The organism is Alkalibacterium kapii (assembly GCF_007988865.1).
Lineage (GTDB): Bacteria > Bacillota > Bacilli > Lactobacillales > Carnobacteriaceae_A > Alkalibacterium > Alkalibacterium kapii.
Window position 1 is genome coordinate 34,457 of the sequence record NZ_BJUY01000002.1, and the last position, 20,494, is coordinate 54,950.

Sequence of the window (20,494 nt, forward strand, 5' to 3'; positions counted from 1 at the left end):
CTCATTTTAATACTAAGATAACGAGGTATATATAATGAATAAAGAAAAAAAGCAAATGCTCACCTGGGTATTTGTTATTCCCCTAACCGGAATAATCCTTAGTACCGCTTATTACATAGAACTGAATGTCTCATCTTTTTTGACAACTGACTACATTATTTTGTTGCTGTTAGCTATTTTAGTCGGTTTATTTCCTATTAAAACAGAAAATTCAATTTTGTTTCTAATCAATGGGATATCACTACCCGTATTAGTTATTTTTGGTCTGGTACCTGAAATCCTTGTGTCTTCCATTGCCTTAGTTATTTTAATGATAAGATCCAACTTGAGAATAGATCAACATTACAGGTATGCAGTCAATTTATTGATGTTTTACTTCCTCTCCGTCTTCTCAGCTGTATTTTATTACTTCACTGTCAGTATTACGAATAGCATCTTTGATCGTCCTTTTATCTTTTTAGCGCTCGTTATATACTTCACTGCTCACTTTACTTTGAATCAAATAGGTGTTTATTTAATTAACCGGTACTGTTATGATCAAAAAAATAATTGTGTATTCGAGGAAAATTCTGTTTTCTTTTTATTTATTAATCTATTGATTTCACCTTTATCTTTTTTGCTTATTTATTTATATGAGATTGCAGGAACAATAGGTATCCTAATCGGGGCGTTTCCTTTTTTAACTTTGACAATAGGGATCAATGTCTATTACAAAGTAAAAATGCATAACAAATATTTGAAACAAATGAATCGTTTTTCTCAAAAATTGAATGCTAAAAAAAGCCGGGAAAATGTTCTGAATATGTTTATTCATGCCTTAATCGAAATTTTTCCAACTGATGCTTTATCTTACTTTACCATTGATGGACAAGACAGAGTTTTACGGGAAAAAGTTATCGTGAAGAAAAAAAGTGTAAAGACTAATCAAGAAGAGTTCCATCTCGCTGAACAGTCTATCTTGAAACAAGCAATTGTAAACGATCGGATCCTTTATCACAGCCAAGCAAAAGACTGGAAAGCCTATTGTGAAAATGATTTATCTTACAATGCGGAAAGTGCACTAGTCATGCCTGTAAAGGTACTGGATAATATTCAAGGTGTTATATTGATGACACACAATACACGCTCAATCTACGATGAAATGCTTGTTTCCCTTATAGAAGTTTTCCATAAATACTTTATTATTGCCATGGATAATGCGATGTACTATGACCAACTCGAACAAAGTGCTGAAAAGGATTACCTGACTGCATTACCTAATTTAAAAGGACTTTCTAAACAATTACAGCTGTTAAAGCAGAAAGACTGTTTAGATTCTTTATCATTAATCGTGCTGGACTTGGATTTTTTTAAAAACATTAATGATACACATGGCCATCAATCCGGGAATGAAATTCTTAAAGAATTGGGCAAAAGATTACGGGCAAATTTACCTGAAGATATCTATATAGCCAGATTCGGTGGAGAAGAATTTATCGTCCTGCTCCCCAATTTTTCACAAGAGACCGCGTTAAAGATTGCCGAAGAAATCCGACAGTTGATTGCAGATACACCATTTTCAGTCTCCGAATCCATGCAGACAAATACTAAACAAGAGGTTACCGTAACAGCGAGTTTGGGCGTGGCTACGAGTACACATCAAGGCGCTGATATTGAAGAGCTGATCCATCTCGCTGATCGCGCCATGTATATTGGTTCAAAACAGCAAGGAAGAAACAGAGTGACCGTAGCTCAAAAAGGAAGTTGATTTTATGAGTAAAAAAAGCACCTTCAAAAAAATGAGAAGTGATGACACGGGTGTTACCCTAGTTGAACTTTTAGCTGCCATTGCTATCTTATCGATAGTAGTGACAGCCTTTTTGGCTTTTTTCATCCAAGCGGCTGAAACCAATAACCGTACAAATGAATTAAATGAAGCAACTTTTTTGGCTCAGGAAGAAATGGAATTAGTTACAAGTTACTCAAATGGAAATTACAGTGGTCAAGAGGTTGTAAATGATTTTTTTGAAGGAACTATGCAAAGAGAAAAAACGACAAATGGATTTACTGTAAAAACAACATTAACAGAACCTGACGGGGATACTAACTTATATAAAGTAATCGTTACAGTCGAAGGGGATAAAGGACATGCTAAAATGGAGACACGCTTGCCATTCGAAAAGGATACAGAAAAATAATAAAGTTCAGTGGAAGAGTGATAAGGGGATTACTTTAGTCGAATTACTTGCTTCCTTAGCTATTCTTTCTATTGTTATATTACTCGCCGGTTCAGTTAACATATTTGGACAAAAACAATTTATCAATCAGACACAATCAGCGAGTCAGGCTAATGATATGAGCTACGCCTTGTCCGTGATGTCACGAGATTTAAGAAAAGAAGAAGCAGGTGCAGTGAGTGTGACGGAAGCGGAAGATGGGAAAGAAATAACGACCAATAGTGGATTAACATTCACTTATATAAATTCAAAAAATCAGTTAAGAAAAAATGGAACAGTTCTTGTTGATGCGATCAGTTCAGCGGAATTTGAAAAAAACGATAATAATATCAAAATCATTCTTAAAAATAATTCACCACAAGTAAAAGACAAGTCGTATCAGACAACTATTTACTTTAGGAGGTAAACAATGTCATTCAAACAATTACATTCATATATAAAAAATGAAGAGGGTAGTGGCCTTATTCTTGCACTAATGACATTATTAGTTTTATCTGTCTTAGGAGCTTCTTTAGGTGCTGTAACCATAGGTAGTTTTAAGCTAGGGGATAACACCCGTGATGACAGTTCTGCCTATTACATAGCAGAAGCGGGCGCCAACATGGCTTATGAAGAAATGAAAGCTGGTGTTATGGCTGTTTACGATAAAAACCTTCCTGAAAATTCTTTTTTTAACGGTGAAGATGGAGTAAAGGGAGTAAGAGAATCGATAGACGGAGAAGGGTACACTTTTGAAGAACAGTCAGGAGAGGTACCAACCGCTACAATTACAGTAAAGGAAGTATCAAATGCTAATCCCAGAGAATATGTTATCACCTCAGTAGGTGAAGTAGATGGCAAGACAAGGACAGTGAAGAAACCATTAACAGTAAGTTGGTCAGAAGGCGATATTCCTATTGAGTTCCCTAATGAATCTGCCATTATTTCAAAAGGGGATATCGAATTAAAAAATGGAGTTGAAATACATGGGAATATTTATCTTCCATCTGATAAATCAATAACTAAGAAAGGAAACCCTACTATATATGGAGAAACATTTCATGATTCAAAATATGATGGTTTGTATGATAAATTAAATGGTTATATTTTAGAGGATTTTAAAAATCCTGGGGACGACACAGTAGTTATTGATGAGGGAGATTATACTGTACCTAAAAAGTCAACACACAATGGTACAATAATTGTTTTAAAGGGTGATGTTGTTGTGCCTAATCATACAGTAGTTAATGGATCAATTTTTGCACCTCTAGGAAATATATATATAGGGACTAAGTCAGATATTTACGGAATGGTTTTAGGTATAAATATTAATATTGATACCCATTCAATAATAAAAAATGAAAATAACTTTGATTTCCCTCCTGGTTTAGAAGAAGATACTAACGAGAAAAATGATGACTTAATCTCCACCAAACCCGCCATAGAACCGAACTAGAAAGGACATGTTATATGAGAGAACAAAAAAGAAAAAAATTAGGCGATCTGCTCAAGGACTCAGGATTAATAACTGAAACAGAGATCGTTGAAGCTTTGGAAAATAAAAAGCCTCATCAAAAGTTAGGCGTAGCTCTGGTTGATCAAGGCTATATTACAGAAAAACAACTTCTAGATGTTCTTGAAATCCAATTGAAATTAGAAAGTGTTTCACTCTATCAATACCCAATAGACGAAACGCTTATTGACTTGGTGTCTAAAGACTTTGCACGTTCCAATCTGCTTTTGCCAATCAAAAAGGAAAATAATCGTTTGATTGTCGCAATGCATGATCCGCTAGATTTTTATGCGATTGAGGAACTTGAATTGGCTACGGGCTATAATCTAAAGCCAAAGATTGCGACCAAAGATGATCTGCTTCAAACAATTAACCGCCTTTATGATGCGGAAGAAGTTGAAATCGAAGAAATGGAAGGTGGCGATTCTCCTGCCGTTCGTATCTTTGATCAACTGCTTGAAACGGGTGTCGCCATGCATGCGTCTGATGTTCACTTGGATCCAAAGGAAAATACGGTTTCTGTTCGCTATCGTGTGGATGGCATCTTAAGAAATGACCGCACTCTGCCCAAGTCTGTCATGAATTCTTTGGTCGCCCGTATTAAAATAATGGCAGGTTTAAATATTACTGAAAGTCGACTGCCACAAGATGGTCGAATCAGTACGACAATTATTGACAAAAAGGTTAACTTAAGGGTTTCAACTTTGCCCATCGTTTTTGGTGAAAAAGTGGTTATACGAATTTTAGATATGTCGAATGTGTTTAATAAAGTTTCTGATATCGGACTTCAAGAGGATACATTAAAAGAATACCAAGACTTGATTAGACAACCCTCTGGACTTATTTTACTTACAGGTCCAACAGGTTCAGGTAAATCATCTACATTATATGGTTCAATTAATGAACTGAATAGTCCAGAAAGTAATATCATAACAATCGAAGATCCCGTGGAATATCAACTGGATGGCATCAATCAAGTCCAGGTCAATACACCTATCGGGCTAAGCTTTGCGAAGGGCTTACGCTCTGTGTTGCGACAGGATCCAAATATCATCATGGTAGGGGAAATACGTGATACTGAAACAGCCGAAATCAGTATTCGTGCGTCTTTAACAGGGCACTTGGTTTTCAGTACACTACACACAAACAGTGCCATTGAAGCTATACCACGACTATTGGATATGGGAGTCGAACCCTATCTTGTTGTATCCTCATTAAGTGGCGTGATGGCTCAGCGTCTTGTGAAAAAGGTCTGTAAAGATTGTAAACAAGTTCGACAAGCCAGTCCGATTGAAAAAGACGTGTTCAGTAAAAGAGGAATGACTATAAATGAAGTATCCATTGGCATAGGGTGCGACGCCTGTCGTCATACCGGTTACCGTGGGCGTATGGCGATTCATGAACTGATCGTCATTACAGATGATATCAAAGAAATGATGATGAATAATGCATCAATGCAAAAAATAAAAAATCATGTAAAAGAAAAAGGCGTCCGTTTCTTAATTGACGATGGACTCGAGAAAGTTAAACAGGGTAAAACGACGATCGACGAAGTTTTACGTGTTGCTTCACTGGATGAATAAAAGTACTGAAGGAGGTATGACATGGAGCATTTGGATGAACTCCTTAAAATCGGTCATGGTAAAGGTGCATCAGATGTACATATTGTTGCAGGCTCGCCGCCGATCTACAGAATAAATGGACAACTTATTCCTCAAAGACAAGAAGATAGAATGCTCCCAAAAGACACTTCAAAAATGGCAAAAGCAATTTTGACTGAAGAAATGTGGGAAACACTGGATAAAAGACGTGAAGTTGACTTGTCTTATGGGATAGACGGTGTTTCTCGTTTTCGTGTGAATATTTTCTTTCAAAGAAGTGCTATTTCTCTCGCTTTTCGTGTGATACCTCGAAAGATTCCATCAATAGATGATTTGGGTATACCTAAGATTCTGGAAAAAGTTGTACAGAATCCACATGGCTTGTTTTTAGTCACGGGTCCTACTGGAAGTGGGAAAAGCACCTCTCTAGCGTCAATGATCGATTATATGAATAAAAATATGAATAAACATGTGATAACTTTAGAAGACCCGATTGAATACCTGCATTCGCATAATCAATCGATTATTGAGCAACGTGAGATCGGTTTTGATACCTTATCGTTTAAAGACGGATTGCGCGCCAGCTTGAGACAAGACCCGGATGTCATTTTAGTCGGGGAATTGCGTGATCTGGATACGATTCAAACCGCAATCACAGCTGCAGAAACTGGTCATCTGGTTTTGGGCACTTTGCATACACAGGATACAGCCGGAACGATTGACCGAATGATCGATGTGTTTCCTGTCCACCAGCGGAATCAGACACGAACGATGCTCGCTAACGTTCTGATCGGTGTAATGTCGCAGCGATTATTCAGAACAATCAGTGGTGACCGCGGACGTGTCGCGGCGACTGAATTATTGATCAATAATGCGGCGATCAAAAATCACATCCGAACTGAAAAAATGCATCAGATACCCAATGTTCTTCAAACGGCCAGAGACCAGGGGATGCACACAATGGAAATGAGTATCAAGCAACTCATTGCAGAGAAAAAAATTCGCGCATCAGAGTTAGACCCTTATTCATAAAATATATCAATCGAAAAAGAGAGGAGGAATATTTTGGCTACCTATTCATATAAAGCTAAAACTAAAGAAGGTAAAATTATTAAAGGGAAAGTAGAAAGTTCCAACAAAAAAGAAGCAGTCAGTGAACTTTCGCAAATGAGTTTGATCGTTTATGAAGTGGAACCTTTGAATGATATCTTGAACAGAAATATAGTGATTGGCCGTCCTTTGAAACAAAAAGACTTTGTCATTTTTTTAAGGCAGTTTGCAACACTGATGGAAGCGGGATTGCTGCTTGTTGACTCGATAGAACTATTATCGGAACAATCTGAAAGCAAAGCCTTGAAAGAAGCGCTGGATGAAATTGCCGTGGACATCAAAGAAGGAATCCCGCTGTCTAAAGCGATGGCAAACTACCCTAAACTGTTCCCGGATTTACTGATTCAAATGATCAAATCTGGTGAGGTGAGTGGTCAGCTTGAAGAGGTACTGGAACGGATGGCAACCTATTATGAGAAACAGTACCGGATCAAGCAGAAAGTTTCTACGGCTTTAACATACCCACTGGTCGTCGGGACGTTCGCAGTCTTGATCACTGTCTTTCTTTTAGTGTTTATCGTCCCCATTTTTGGAGATTTATTTGCTTCTTTTGGAAGTGATTTGCCTTTTATTACCCAAATCGTTTTAAATCTAAGTCAGACTATGCAGACGTACTGGTGGATATTAGCAGGATTGTTGCTTGTGATGGGATTTGCTTTCATCCAGCTTAAAAAAAGAGAGAACGTCCAGTACTATTTAGATAAAATATCTTTTAAGATCCCAATCCTGGGTACTTTTATTCAGAAGGCGGTCTTGTCCCGGATGACTCAGACACTCAGTTCCTTGATCAACAGTTCTGTTCCGATCTTACAAGCTGTTGAAGTTACGAGTCAGGTCGTTGGGAATCGCGTGGTTAAAGAAGTGCTTTTAGACTCGCGTGCTTCATTGGAGCGGGGAGAGTCTTTGGCTAAACCGATGTCAGAACACTGGGTATTTCCGCCACTTATCATTCAAATGATACGCATTGGTGAACAAAGTGGGGCCCTAGACGATATGCTGAAAAAAGTTGCAGATATCTATGAGCAGGAAGTAAACGAGGCGTCCGACAAACTGCAATCCCTTATTGAACCCGTGTTGATTATATTTTTAGCTGTTATCGTAGGATTGATCGTTTTGTCTATCGTTGTCCCGATGTTCAGTCTTTTTGAAACGATTTAACAGTATGTTCACATATTAAAGTATATAATAGTTGTGATTATACAATAAGTATTATATAATTATTCCAAGTACGACCCCTGTAGACTAGGCTCTAGCCAATGTTTATAGAAAAATGCAATAAAAAATGAAAGAATATTCACTCTAATTAGAATTGATGAATCAATCTTGTACTATTTACATAATGATTCATTAAACCCTGGTAGAGTGGAAAAACTATTAGGAGGAAAAAGAATGAGAAACAAAATCAGACAGATGATGAAGAAAGAAGAAGGATTCACACTCGTAGAACTACTGGCGGTAATTGTTATTTTGGGTATTATTGTTGCTATTGCGGTGCCATCAATTGGTGGTATTATCAATCGTGCTGAAACTAAAGCTAGTGAAGCAGAACAAGAATTAGTAGTTGATGCAGCAAGACTTTATATTACAGAAAACGGTATGAAAAAAGATGCTGCAGATGGCAGTTTAACTGTTAAAGAATTGATTGACGCTGGATTTTTAGAAGATATTACGAACGGTGAAGAATCAAATCCAACTGTAAAAGAAGATACGAGTTTGAAACTAACAGACTCAGTACAAGTTAATAAAGATGATAGTAACAAAACTTATACTTACAAATTTAGCGAAGGTACTGCGGAAGAAAACCCAGCATAAAATCTTATTTTCGAAAGACCCCTGGGATGGGGTCTTTCTTACTACATAGGAGATTTACTATATGAATGTTTCCATACTACTTATTCTTTTCTTATACGGCTTGATCTTCGGTTCGTTTTTCAATGTCGTTGGACTACGAGTACCTAATAAAACCTTATTTAAGCAAAAACGTTCTTACTGCGATACGTGTGAACGCACGCTCACTTGGTCTGAATTAATTCCGGTCTGGTCTTTTATTGTTCAAAGAGGGAAATGCAAGGAATGCAAGTCTCAGATTTCTTTCCTTTATCCCATTATGGAACTTACCACAGGTTTTTTATTCGTCTTTACTTACTATCTGACAGGATTCACTTCTGAATTTGTTTTGGGACTATTACTTATTGCACTTATTATTCCCGTAACGGTTTCAGACATTGTTTACCGACGGATTCCTAACCGATTGCTATTATTTTTCAGTTTAATATTCGTTAACTATCGCCTTTTTTATCCGCTAGATCCTATCTGGGATTCTTTTATCGGTGCCGGCTTTGCATTAGTTCTTGTCTTCCTTATCATAGTACTTTCTAAAGGAGGCATGGGGATGGGAGACCTAAAGTACTATACGCTGTTTGGCTTTATCTTCGGGTTCAGTCACTTCTTGCTTTTGTTTTTCCTGTCTACTTTATATGGGGCTGTTTTTGGAATAGTCTTTGCAAAAATCAAAAATCTGGGACGAAAAGCAAAAATCCCTTTTGGACCTTTTATCGGACTCGCCGCATTGACCGTCTTTTATTTCGGGGACACTTTGATTCAGTGGTACTTGAATCTCTTTCTTTAAATCAAAACAATTACATTATCCTATTCTATACCGGAGGAAACCATTATGCTATTCGATTCTAAACCTTTAATATATTTGCAGCTTCTAGATCAGAGTTTAAGATATCTTGCTCTTGATCCAAAAGACCACACCATTATCGATAAAGATGACATCGTTTTTGAAACAAGCATCATAGAAGAAGGAAAGATCACGAATATCCCCTTACTTGAAACGCGACTTGATGCGTTAGTCAAAGAGAAAAAGTGGAAGAATGCCAAAGCACATATTTTGCTGCTCAATGACTTTGTTGCGGTAAGAGAAGAGACTGTTCCTGTACAGTTAACGCCGTCAGAAATAAAAGATTATTTGTCTTTACATATCAATCAGTCCATTCGTTTACCTTTTGACAATCCAGTATTTGACTTTCAATTGATCGAAAAGAATGATTCTGAACAAAAAGTGGTGATCATTGCTTATCCAAATGAACAAGTCAAGCAGTACCAGACGATCCTGCAAAATGTTTCACTGAAACCGGCTGTTGCTGATATTTCTGCTCTATGCCTCTATAGAGTAGCTGAGAAACAGAGTCTGATCGATTCAGACCAAGAAAGGCACTCGCTTATTCTGGAATGGAATCCCTCTGATTTATCGATAATGGTTTTCAATGACGATGCCCCTAAATTCAACCGTCATTCACGCCTGCCGCGTGTTTCTGAGAACTGGGAAGTGGATAATAAAGGAAAATGGACATGGAAAAATACTGAAGCCGAGCTTGAGTTAATGCTTGAAGACCAGCTTGACGGATTAGAACGTTTCCTGGATTTTTACCGCTATAGTGTTCTGGATGGTAAAGGCAGTGTTACAGAAATTATTCTCACTGGGCATTATCCAGATCTGGAAGAATTGAAAACACGTTTGTCAGAAATATTTGACGCAAAAGTAGACCTGCTCAAATTACCTGATACGCTGGAACAAGCTTTTGCTGCTCTTTACGGTTTATCACTGAAAGAAACTAAAATCAAAGCAAAAAAAGCAAATAAAACCAATCGAAATAAAAATAAAGGTAAAATAGCTGGCATTAAAAGTGAGGGGGGAGCAGATGCTTAACATCAATTTTTTTGAGAAAAAACAAGTCAATGTGCTTCCCTATGTGTTAGCCGGCGTGTTTTTAGTTCTCATTGTTCTTATGGGCATTTATTTTTACTTTACGCAACTATACTATAATGAGGCAATCGAACAAGATACTGCCTGGGTAGAATCAAATGCTTCTGACGTTGCTTTGTCGCGCCGCATCGAACAAATCGATGAACGTACGAATCAGGCCAGCAGTGTACAGAACACGCTGACCGATACGCAGTTTCCTATGAGTTATGTTACCGCTGACTTAACAAATTTGATTCCTGAAGAGGAGAACCGAGTATTATCGTATCAGTTGAGCGAAGCAGATCAGATCGTACTGGTTCTGGAAAATACCAATGTCAATGAAGCTTCTTCGATCATCAATGATTTCAAGGATTTAAATTACATTGACCGAGTGCAGTTACTAAGGCTTGAAAATCAGCTCAATGACTCGGACCAGTTTTTATTTGAATTGACCTTGGACCTAAATAGAGAAGTTTTACATGAGGTGACTCAAAAATGACCGTAAAATGGAATAGAGAAAGTTTCCTCATCACACTGACCCTCGTAGCGATTTTATTCGGACTGTTTTATTATGGGAATCAATACTTTGTCACTCCTGTAAAAGAAGAAGCCGACACTTTATCAGTGCTCGTGAGCAATCAGAAGTCGGTTCTTTCAGCTTATCCGCCAGAGGAAACTTTGTATGATGAATACGAGTCTGAATACGCAACGACAGAAATTTATTTACCCGTGAATGATGATTCAGAAAAAGCGATGGTAACACTCGAGGAGCTAGCCGATAAAGCAAAGGTTGACATACTCACGATTGCCCGGCTGACAGACCAGGAAACTGTTGAAGGTGTCCCAGATAATTTTGTTAAGAACAGTTATCATGCCGAAGTGACTAGTAAGTCATCTGAAAACTTGAGGAACCTTATTGAACGCTTAATGAAAGAGGAACGCACTTGGAATATCACTTCATTTTCTTATGAAAAAAATAGTGAGGCTGATTACTCTGGTAACTTCACCTTTGAGTTGTTCTATTACACTGATATGTATGAATAGAATAGTTAACTTATGATTAAACTAAAACAAAAGTAGGGGATTTCGTTTTGAGGATCGAAATCTTTTACTTTTTTCTTTTCCAAGAGATTCGTATAGATCATAGTAAGTATAGAGCACCGTAAAATGCGGATGTAGGGGAACAAATCCTAAAAATGTTAAACTCAAACTTCTATTTAGTTTGAGTGTGCACTTTTTAGAGCAGAATGTCGAACTCGTACCACCAAACTCAAGCGAGTATGCAGTTTTGCAATCTAAATGTCGAACTCAGTTTCTCCCATCAGTACGAGTGTGCACTTTTCAAAGCAGAATGTCGAACTCATCAGGTAAAATCCATTTGAGTGTACACTTTGTCATCCAAAATGTCGAACTCAAGCACCATAAACTATCTGAGTATGCACTTTAAGAACTAAAATGTCGAACTCGAGTACCAACGACAGATTGAGTATGCACTTCCTTTAGTGAAATGTCGAACTCAAGGCAAAAGTGTAGTCGAGTGCACCCATTCTAGTTCAGAATCTCTTATATTGAAAGGGTCATTCAAATCGATCATGAAATAAGGAAGAGAGATGGCCATCTCTCTTTTTCATTATAAAGTACTCATTGAACAAGCTTTATAAGAAGTAGGAATAATCATTTTTTTATAGCTGACCAATAAATGAACAAATTTTTAATTTTATATATAGCTATTTTGGTCAATGTCGCGTATCATAGATAGAGTTAGTTTCATAAGTGGAGGAAGACACATGAACTAAAATCAATAACGTTGGAAAAGGAAGTTGAAATATGGAACAAAATAAAATGGGAATTATGCCCATCAACAAACTTTTAATCAGTATGTCTCTACCTATGATGATATCTATGATCGTGCAGTCTTTATATAACGTGGTGGACAGTATTTTTGTCGCGCAATTAAGTGAAAATGCGCTCACAGCTGTAACGCTCGCTTTCCCTGTTCAAAACTTAATGATTGCGATTCAAGTAGGTACAGGAGTGGGAATGAATGCCCTTCTATCAAGAAGATTGGGTGAAAATAGATATGAGGAAGCAAATAATGCCGCCAGTAATGGAGTTTTTATATCGATTCTACATTACCTTGTCATTTTGATTTTAGGCTTAACTATTGTCCCGTTCTTTTTCAGAAGTCAGACCAGCAATCCTGAAATACTGGCTCAAGGTGAATCCTACATGCGGATCATCATGATTTTCTCACTAGGGCTCTTTATGCAGGTTATATTTGAAAAGCTCCTTCAAGGTACAGGGAAATCCATCTTTTCGATGTGGGTACAAGGTTCCGGTGCCATCATAAATATTGTTTTAGATCCTCTTTTCATCTTCGGCTGGTTCGGTTTTCCAGCTCTTGGTGTAACAGGTGCGGCGGTCGCTACAGTTATCGGTCAGACACTTGCGGCTACGGTAGGGTTTCTCTTGAATTATTTTAAAAATGATGAAATCAAGCTGCAGTACAGAAATTTCCGTCCTCATTTAAAAACGATCAAAGATATTTATATTGTAGGTATACCTTCTTCGATGATGATCGCGATCACTTCAGTAACAATTTTTTCAATGAATAAAATACTATTGAAATTCTCGCCGACTGCTATTGCAGTGTTCGGTGTTTACTTCCGTCTGCAGAGTTTTGCTTTTATGCCGATCTTTGGTTTGAATAATGGTATGATCCCAATTGTTGCCTTTAACTATGGCGCTCGCAGCAAAGAACGGATCAAGCAGGCTATTCGCTTAGGTATTACTTATGCAATGGTCTTCATGATGATATGCTTAGCTATTTTCCAATTTTTCCCAGTAGCATTATTGAATTTATTCAATGCGTCACCGGAGATGCTTGAAATAGGGATCCCGGCCATGCGCATCATCAGCATCAGTTTCTTGTTTGCAGGGTTCAGTATCATTGTAAGTACGATATTCCAGGCTTTTGGCAAAGGAACGTTTGGTTTATATGTATCGATCGCTCGTCAACTCGTCGTACTCATCCCACTGGCTTATCTCTTTTCGTTAACTGGAAGAGTAGAAGCCATCTGGTGGTCCTACCCCGTATCTGAGCTCGTGTCAGCACTTTTATGTGTGTATTTCCTGCGGGTGATTTACAAAAAATACATCGAACCGCTTCCTGATGAACCAATCAACTTAACTCACCAATAATATATACAGAAAAGCTGTTTCTCACATAATAAAGAGGAGCAGCTTTTTTTACATTTCAGTATTTATCTGTATTGTGGGAAAAGTTCGGCCACTTTTAAAGCCAAGTCTCCCTATACATGTTGACGATTGTTTAATTTAAAGGATTCGACACATAGTAAAGATCCTAACAACTGAATCCACCGAAGAATGCAAACTTCGACACATTTAGCTCATCATTTCTCTGTTATATGTCGAACCCCCCCTAAGTTCGGTCGCTACAAAATATCGACTCAACGGAATCAACCGAACATCGCAAACTTCGACACATTCTCCTCTTCTCTAAGATTTAATCAGCCGAAGTAGGAGCAGGTTCGACAGTTATTTGAGGAAATTCATTTCGAATCAACCGAATATCGCATACTTCGGTACTTCCAAGTCCACCTTAAGATTCAATCAGCCGAAGTTGGAACATGTTCGACTACAAATCAATAGATGTTATTTCCTATCAACCGAACACCACCCACTTCGACACATTTAACCCATTCTCAAACTGAATTTTGCCAAATTTCACACAATATCACTGGTTTCTCCAATACACTAAAAAGAGCACGTCAAAAGCAATCAATGGCGCTTGCCCTCAATCAGTTTTTCATGAAATATCAAGTTTTCTGTGTTAAGATAAAAGAATACTGAATAGAAAAAGAGGCGAGTGCGATGTCTTATTCAACACAGATGATCGAAGCGATCCAGAATGAAGAATTGGGACTGGCATCTGAGTTGCTTTTACAAGCAATCGACAGTGATCCAGATGAAGAATTGTATGCTTTGATCGAAACACTTTATGATTTAGGCTTTTTAAATGAGACGAAAGAAGTCGTAACCGAGCTTTTAACGCGGTACCCTGAAGATGATGGCTTGAAACTGACTTTGGCTGAAATAGCTATTGAGGAAGGCGACGAACTGGAAGCTTTTGAATGGTTAAACAAAGTGGAGCCTGATAGTCCGTTTTATGTTCAGTCACTCCTTGTCTCGGCAGACTACTATCAGACGCTCGAATTGCCTGAGGTTTCTAAAGAAAAGCTGATCGAAGCTAAAACATTATTACCTGAAGAGCCTGTCATAGATTTTGCTTTAGGCGAGCTGCTCTTTACCAGTGGAAAATATAAAGAAGCCATACCTTATTATGAAAATTTACTGATGAGTCACCACTTAGAATTTGCCGGAACAAGTATTTATGGCAGATTAGGTAGTGCGTATGGAATCATTGGTGATCTGGGTAATGCCATCGATTACATGACTGAAGCGGTAGATATGCAGGAGAGCACCGACCATCTTTTCCAGCTGGGGTATCTCTATTTCACGAATGAAAACTATACACGTTCAACTGAGTTGTTCAATAAAGTAAAAGAACAAGACCCGAGTTATACATCCGTTTATGTCTATCTTGCTAAAGGGTATCTCGAACAGAATGATGAAGAAGCGGCGCTCAAAGTCGTTGATGAAGGACGATTTTACGATAAAGAAAACCCTTCCTTATATATTGTAGGAGCTGAAGCCAGTTTGGCAAAAGGCGACACTGAAGCAGCCGAAACCTTTTACAAGAAGGCAATGGAACGAGATCCTGAAAATCTGACGCTGACTCTGCACCTGTCTAATCTTTTAATTGAACAGGAGCGGTTTCAGGAAGCCTTAGATATAATGGAAATGCCACTTGAAGCCGGAGAAGACGACCCACAGCTTTACTGGAACAGTGCCAAAGCCTATAACCATGAGGAAGATTTTTATAAAGCACGTGAAAATTACGAAAAAGCTTATTATTCTTTGAAAGATTCACCTGAATTTCTTAAAGATTATGCAGTTTTTCTCCGTGAAGAAGGGGACAGAGAAGGATTTATAAAATTAAGTGAGCGCTATTTAACACTGAGACCAGACGACTTGGAGGTGCTTGAGTGGGTAAACAATGAAGAACTGTACTAATTTTGGTATAATGTAAGTAACCAGAAGGAGGGGAGTATCCATGTATGATCGTGTTCAACTCAAAGAGAAAAAAACGTTCCTGAAGTGGTTTCTAGAACGTTATCAACTGAAAAGAAGAGAATCGATGTGGATTTTAAATTATTTACTCAATCATGATATTGTCTTGAACAAAACAAAGTTTGTTGAAAAAGCGGATCGAACTCCTCGAGGTATCAGTATGGCCACCGTGGGGGGCGACGATGAAGCCTTCCGTTTTTATAAAGATGGACAGGAATTCAATCATCCTGAACAAGCGTTTCATGAAGTGAGACTGAACTGGCATACTGACTTGTATATCGAACTGTTTTTCAAAGATGCTCAGTTGTCTCCGGAATATGCAAAGGTACTTGAGGATAATCCTTATGCAAAATGGAATGACCTTATCCCAGAAGAAATGAACCAGCACGTCGACGAGGCAATCGATAATTTTTATCTTCAGGAACAAAAACAACAATTACTGAACGACATAGATCGTGCGCTGGAAACAGATAATAGAGAAGGATTTTACGAGCTGACAGAGTCATTGAAGGATATTGAAATGAAATTGGAAAATGAAGTATCTCCTTCTTAAACTACCTGAACAAGGGGAATAAATATGACTGAAATGAAAGACATGCAGGCCAGGGTGGATGACTATATCGGGCAATTTAAATCTGGATATTTTACTCCACTTGTTCAGCTTGCCCGTTTATCTGAAGAAGTAGGTGAGCTTGCCCGGGAGATCAATCATGTTTACGGGCAGAAAAAGAAAAAAGACAGTGAAACAAACAAGCTGATGGAAGAGGAAATTGCGGATGTGCTCTTTGTCCTGATCAGCTTATCGAATGCACTGGATATCGATTTATCAGAAGCATTTGATTTAACCATGAAAAAATTTGAATCACGCGATTATTTTCGATTCGAACGTGTGGATGGACAAACAGATTCAGGCACCACACGTTGAGAACTAAAGGAGAGAGAGAACATTAGAGTTGGAGTATAACTTTAGATGTTCGTTTATATGATGAAAAGAGTACCGATCACAGGTGAATTCAAAAAAGCCTTACCCGTGTTGAAAAAGATTCAGGCTGCTGGTTTTGAAGCTTATTTTGTTGGCGGAAGCGTGCGCGATGCGCTGCTTGAAAAACCAGTTAACGATGTGGATATCGCGACAAGTGCCTTTCCTCAGGAGATTAAAAAGCTGTTCAAGAAGACAGTGGATGTAGGCATCGAGCATGGGACGGTTATGGTTTTGATGGAAGGCGAAAGTTATGAAGTTACGACCTTTAGGACCGAATCGACGTATCAAGATTTTAGACGTCCTGATTCGGTCACTTTTGTGCGCTCTTTAAAAGAAGATTTAAAGCGGCGTGACTTGACGATCAATGCTTTTGCTATGAATGAAATGGGCGAAATCAAAGACTTCTTTGGTGGAGAACAGGATCTGTATGATAAAGTGATCCGTGCGGTAGGCAAAGCGGAAGAGCGTTTTCACGAAGATGCCCTGCGCATGATGCGTGCTGTTAGATTTGCTGCCCAGCTGGGGTTTGACTTGGAAGCTGACACCTTTTATGCGATCGTAGTCAATGCTCATTTGCTGAAAAACATCGCTACCGAGCGTATTCGCATCGAATTTGTAAAAATGGCCATGGGTAAACACTTAATGCAGGGGATGACAGGGTTTATTGAATCCAATTTGTATAAATATTGTCCCGGACTGGCTCAGGCAGAAGAAAATCTGGAACAGTTTGCCAAGATAGAAAAACCTATCAATAAAGAGCGACATGTGTGGGTGCTGCTGTTATATTATCTAAGGATCCAGAACGAAAAAGAAGCCCGTGCCTTTTTGAAACATTGGAAGCTATCCAATCAACTGATTAAAGAAAGCACAGAACTGCATCAGCTTTTTCTTCATCGGCTGCTTTATGATCATACTAACGCAACAGTATATCGTTACAAGAAAGACCTTGCCTTAGATTCAGAAACGCTGTTAGAACAAATAGGAAAAACCGGCGATAAAAATGCGGTGGAACAAATCGATAAGAACTTGCCGATCCATAGTCGGGACGAACTTGCAATAAACGGGAAAATCATTCTGGAGGAAGCTGAGCGTCCTGGTGGGAAATGGCTGGGATTGGCTCTTGAGGCTGCAGAAAAGGCTGTCGTTACAGGAGAGCTGGCCAACGACACTACTGAAATACTGGCTTATTTAAAAGATAAGCATTACATTTCTTAAGTATAAAAAATACAACTGGAAGGAGGAAAATAATGAAAAAAAATCAAATCTATGCAATCGTCGATATCGAGGCCACAGGAGCAAGTATAGGTAGAGACGAGCGGATGATACAGTTTGCCTGTGTGCTTTTAAAAAATGGAGAGATTATTGAAATTTTTGATTCATATGTCAATCCTTCACGAAAAGTCAGCCGTCTGATCCGTAATCTGACAGGTATTACCAGTAAAGATCTGGCAACCGCTCCATATTTTGAAGACATTGCCCAGCCTATCCATCGACTTTTAGAAGACACGATTTTTGTCGCTCACAACGTGGCCTTTGACTTTGACTTTTTAAATGAAAGCTTCAAACGGGCGGGCATGCCAGCCCTAGACATACCGGCAATCGATACTGTCCAGCTTTCACAGATCCTCTTTCCTAAAGAAGAAAGCTATAGATTGAAAAATTTGACCGCTTCGCTGGGGTATACCCTCGACTATGCACATAATGCGCTTTTTGATGCTAAAGCAACGGCTTATCTTTTAAAGAAACTGGATGAAAAATTAAAAGGATTACCCTTAGTGACTCTTGAAAAACTGGCGGAATTATCTGGAGCAACAATCGCTGAAACGTCGCTCTTTTTTAAGCAGGCTTTATACGAAATGAAGAAACAACCGGTTGATTTGGATGATTCACTGATGATCGTAGAAGGACTGGCGCTCAAAAAGTTGAAGTCGGACAGTGAGCAACTGGATCATCGAAAAAGTCATACATACCCTTATAAGGAATCAGATAAGCGGGCACAGCTGGAATCGATGGGACTGAACTACCGCGAGAGTCAAAATCAGATGATGAATACAGTATTCAATTATTTAAAAAAAGAACATCCTGAGCCTGTTCAATTTATTGAAGCACCCGCTGGTTCCGGAAAGACATTCGGTTATCTCTACCCGAGCCTTTATCTGTCGTCTCCAGAAGAAAAAGTCGTGCTCTCAACTTATACGAAATTGCTTCAGCGTCAGCTTGTCGAGGATAATCTTCCACAGTTACTTGATCGTTTACCTTTTGATAAAACGATCGCACTGATGAAAAGCCCGAGTCATTATTTATCACTTTCTGCTTTTTATACAAAACTGAAAAATATTGATATCAACGATACAGAAGCTTTTTTTTGTATGAAACTGCTGGTGTGGCTGACTGAAACTGATGAGGGGGATTTGGAAGAAATCGGTTTGGGGAAAACCCTTCATCACACGTTCTGGACTGAAGTAAAAAGCACGCTTGATGCCAAAAACCAATTGGACAGCTTCAAAGAAATGGATTATCTGGCACGTAGAGAAAAGCGGCTGAAAAATGCCTCAATACTTGTGGGCAATCATGCTTATCTGTTTTCAGAATGGCAGCATCATCCCGGACGATTCAACAAAGCAAAAGTGCTGCTGGATGAAGCACATCATGTTCCTGATGTCATTGAACAGAATGCGACGATGAAGCTATCTGTTAAAACATTAACTAACGAACTGAAGCAATTAGGGTCAAAAGAAAAAGAGGACACACTGTTATATGAATGTCTGAAACTTTTACCGTCTCAAAATATAAAAGAATATCAGCTGGACACGCTACATTCGACTGTTTCGATCGTTTCAGAAGAATGGGAAATGTGGTGCCGAAAATGGACCGACTGGCTGATGCATAATGATGCATATGAAGACCATGTCGCTGAGTGGAAAGAAAAAACGGTTTACTATGATCAATTACCGCTTGATATCAAGCGGGACACCAAGTTTTTCTGTAGAAACCTGGAAGAACTCGTTTATGTAGGACGCCAGCTGACTCAGTTCCTGGATACAGCTGATCAGGATCTGCCAAAAAATGAACAGCGGCTTTTATCTAAAATAAATGTGATGCTTGATCACTTTTCAACGGTGATCGATCGTTTGAACTATCTGTTTTCTTCAAAGAATCCTTCCAATCCGACGATCATACGGTTTTACTCTAAAAATCCATTGGCTACATTGAATTTTTATCGTTTTGATCAAAAGATTAAAGATCAGCTTTTGAAAGAATTGAATAAGACGGAACATCTGATCCTTACAAGCAGCACATTAACAGTCAATGGTTCCGTGTCTTATCTGAAAAAACAGCTGGGGATAGAGAAAGAGCGGCTAAATCGATACCCATCTTCTTACAACTATAAAGAACAGGCAAGGTTTTATGTCACAAAGGATGTGGATACTTCTGCACAAAAAAATTCGAGTGTCTCAGCCTCTTTTATAACTGATCTGATCGAACGCATTTTGAGTAAAACAGATGAGAATTGTCTCGTTTTATTTCGTTCGCATGATATGATCCAGCGTGTTTACAAAAGGTTGAATCAACGCGGACAGTTGAAAGACCGTACGATACTTGCACAGAATATTTCGGGCAGTACAACAAAAATAAAAAAACAGTTCAAAAAAGCGAAACAAAGTGTGCTGTTAGGCTCAGACAGTTTCTGGGAAGGCGTCGACTTTCCTTTAGATGAACTTAAAATCGTGATCATCACTAAACTGCCTTTTGATTCACCAGAAATGCCTGTGGTGAAAAGACGTCATCAAACCTTGCGTGAAAGCGGAGAAAATCCTTTTGTGACTGATCTTTTGCCGCGTGCAGTCATTAAATTCAAACAAGGCATCGGCCGACTGATACGCAGCGAGCAGGATAAGGGTGCATGGATCGTTCTGGATCGTCGTTTTGTGGAAGCAAGTTATGCATCCCTGTTTATTGATTCTTTACCAGAATGCCTCGATATCAACGAACGGTCTCTTGATGAAATAAGTGAAGAGTTGACTAAATTTTTCGATCAGTAATAGTGACCGGAGATACACCTGTGAATTCTTGAAAAGGCGTATTTATTTATCTCTTCCAATTTGATATACTTAAAACATTGATTAG

The 20,494-nt window shown here is 38.5% G+C and carries 18 protein-coding genes; all 18 read left to right on the forward strand.

The genetic code is table 11. The annotated features are described in order from the left end of the window. The first annotated feature begins 34 nt into the window (after window positions 1–34). The 18 genes from AKA01nite_RS01090 to AKA01nite_RS01175 all read left to right on the forward strand — a co-directional run bounded on the left by AKA01nite_RS01090 (window position 35) and on the right by AKA01nite_RS01175 (window position 20,409). The gene (locus tag AKA01nite_RS01090) at window positions 35–1,747 is read left to right on the forward strand and encodes a GGDEF domain-containing protein (protein ID WP_146922941.1); all 1,713 of its coding nucleotides are present in this window, start codon (window positions 35–37) and stop codon (window positions 1,745–1,747) included. A gap of 4 nt (window positions 1,748–1,751) precedes the next feature. Beyond that, entirely contained in the window at window positions 1,752–2,177 is a 426-nt protein-coding gene (locus tag AKA01nite_RS01095; protein ID WP_146922943.1) for a type IV pilus modification PilV family protein, read from the forward strand. Further along, a complete protein-coding gene (locus tag AKA01nite_RS01100; protein ID WP_146922945.1) occupies window positions 2,128–2,622 on the forward strand; it encodes a PilW family protein in 495 nt (164 codons plus the stop codon). The genes AKA01nite_RS01095 and AKA01nite_RS01100 overlap by 50 nt, the downstream gene beginning before the upstream one ends. Before the next feature lie 3 nt (window positions 2,623–2,625). Next, window positions 2,626–3,651, forward strand: a complete 1,026-nt coding sequence (locus tag AKA01nite_RS01105; RefSeq protein ID WP_146922947.1) for a PilX N-terminal domain-containing pilus assembly protein — start codon at window positions 2,626–2,628, stop codon at window positions 3,649–3,651. Window positions 3,652–3,665: 14 nt separating this feature from the next. Continuing rightward, window positions 3,666–5,291, forward strand: a complete 1,626-nt coding sequence (locus AKA01nite_RS01110) for a GspE/PulE family protein (RefSeq protein ID WP_146922949.1) — start codon at window positions 3,666–3,668, stop codon at window positions 5,289–5,291. A gap of 21 nt (window positions 5,292–5,312) precedes the next feature. Next, window positions 5,313–6,341 carry a type IV pilus twitching motility protein PilT gene (locus AKA01nite_RS01115; RefSeq protein ID WP_146922951.1) on the forward strand — a complete coding sequence of 343 codons (1,029 nt, stop codon included), beginning with the start codon at window positions 5,313–5,315 and terminating at the stop codon, window positions 6,339–6,341. A 33-nt stretch (window positions 6,342–6,374) separates the two neighbouring features. Further along, window positions 6,375–7,577 (forward strand): type II secretion system F family protein, encoded by a 1,203-nt coding sequence (locus AKA01nite_RS01120; protein ID WP_146922953.1) that lies wholly within the window; start codon window positions 6,375–6,377, stop codon window positions 7,575–7,577. Between the two features lie 231 nt (window positions 7,578–7,808). Continuing rightward, on the forward strand, window positions 7,809–8,231 hold the full coding sequence (locus tag AKA01nite_RS01125) for a competence type IV pilus major pilin ComGC (protein WP_146922954.1): 423 nt from the start codon (window positions 7,809–7,811) through the stop codon (window positions 8,229–8,231). A 61-nt stretch (window positions 8,232–8,292) separates the two neighbouring features. Further along, window positions 8,293–9,048, forward strand: coding sequence for a prepilin peptidase (locus AKA01nite_RS01130; RefSeq protein WP_146922956.1), 756 nt, complete (start codon window positions 8,293–8,295; stop codon window positions 9,046–9,048). Window positions 9,049–9,093: 45 nt separating this feature from the next. Beyond that, window positions 9,094–10,134: a type IV pilus biogenesis protein PilM gene (gene pilM, locus AKA01nite_RS01135; protein ID WP_146922958.1), complete on the forward strand. Its 1,041-nt coding sequence runs from the start codon at window positions 9,094–9,096 to the stop codon at window positions 10,132–10,134. Next, window positions 10,127–10,669, forward strand: a complete 543-nt coding sequence (locus AKA01nite_RS01140; RefSeq protein WP_146922960.1) for a PilN family protein — start codon at window positions 10,127–10,129, stop codon at window positions 10,667–10,669. Before pilM ends, AKA01nite_RS01140 begins: the two co-directional genes overlap by 8 nt. Further along, a complete protein-coding gene (locus AKA01nite_RS01145; RefSeq protein ID WP_146922962.1) occupies window positions 10,666–11,214 on the forward strand; it encodes a hypothetical protein in 549 nt (182 codons plus the stop codon). The genes AKA01nite_RS01140 and AKA01nite_RS01145 overlap by 4 nt, the downstream gene beginning before the upstream one ends. Window positions 11,215–11,997: 783 nt before the next feature. Continuing rightward, window positions 11,998–13,371, forward strand: coding sequence for an MATE family efflux transporter (locus tag AKA01nite_RS01150; RefSeq protein ID WP_146922964.1), 1,374 nt, complete (start codon window positions 11,998–12,000; stop codon window positions 13,369–13,371). 693 nt (window positions 13,372–14,064) lie between these two features. After that, window positions 14,065–15,327 (forward strand): tetratricopeptide repeat protein, encoded by a 1,263-nt coding sequence (locus AKA01nite_RS01155; RefSeq protein WP_146922965.1) that lies wholly within the window; start codon window positions 14,065–14,067, stop codon window positions 15,325–15,327. A 40-nt stretch (window positions 15,328–15,367) separates the two neighbouring features. After that, complete coding sequence (locus tag AKA01nite_RS01160) at window positions 15,368–15,937, forward strand: ReoY family proteolytic degradation factor (protein ID WP_146922967.1); 570 nt, start codon at window positions 15,368–15,370, stop codon at window positions 15,935–15,937. A gap of 24 nt (window positions 15,938–15,961) precedes the next feature. Then, window positions 15,962–16,309 carry a nucleotide pyrophosphohydrolase gene (locus AKA01nite_RS01165; RefSeq protein WP_146922969.1) on the forward strand — a complete coding sequence of 116 codons (348 nt, stop codon included), beginning with the start codon at window positions 15,962–15,964 and terminating at the stop codon, window positions 16,307–16,309. Window positions 16,310–16,369: 60 nt separating this feature from the next. Further along, window positions 16,370–17,581 carry a CCA tRNA nucleotidyltransferase gene (locus AKA01nite_RS01170; protein WP_146923175.1) on the forward strand — a complete coding sequence of 404 codons (1,212 nt, stop codon included), beginning with the start codon at window positions 16,370–16,372 and terminating at the stop codon, window positions 17,579–17,581. Between the two features lie 32 nt (window positions 17,582–17,613). Further along, complete coding sequence (locus AKA01nite_RS01175) at window positions 17,614–20,409, forward strand: helicase C-terminal domain-containing protein (protein WP_146922971.1); 2,796 nt, start codon at window positions 17,614–17,616, stop codon at window positions 20,407–20,409. Window positions 20,410–20,494: the final 85 nt, after the last annotated feature.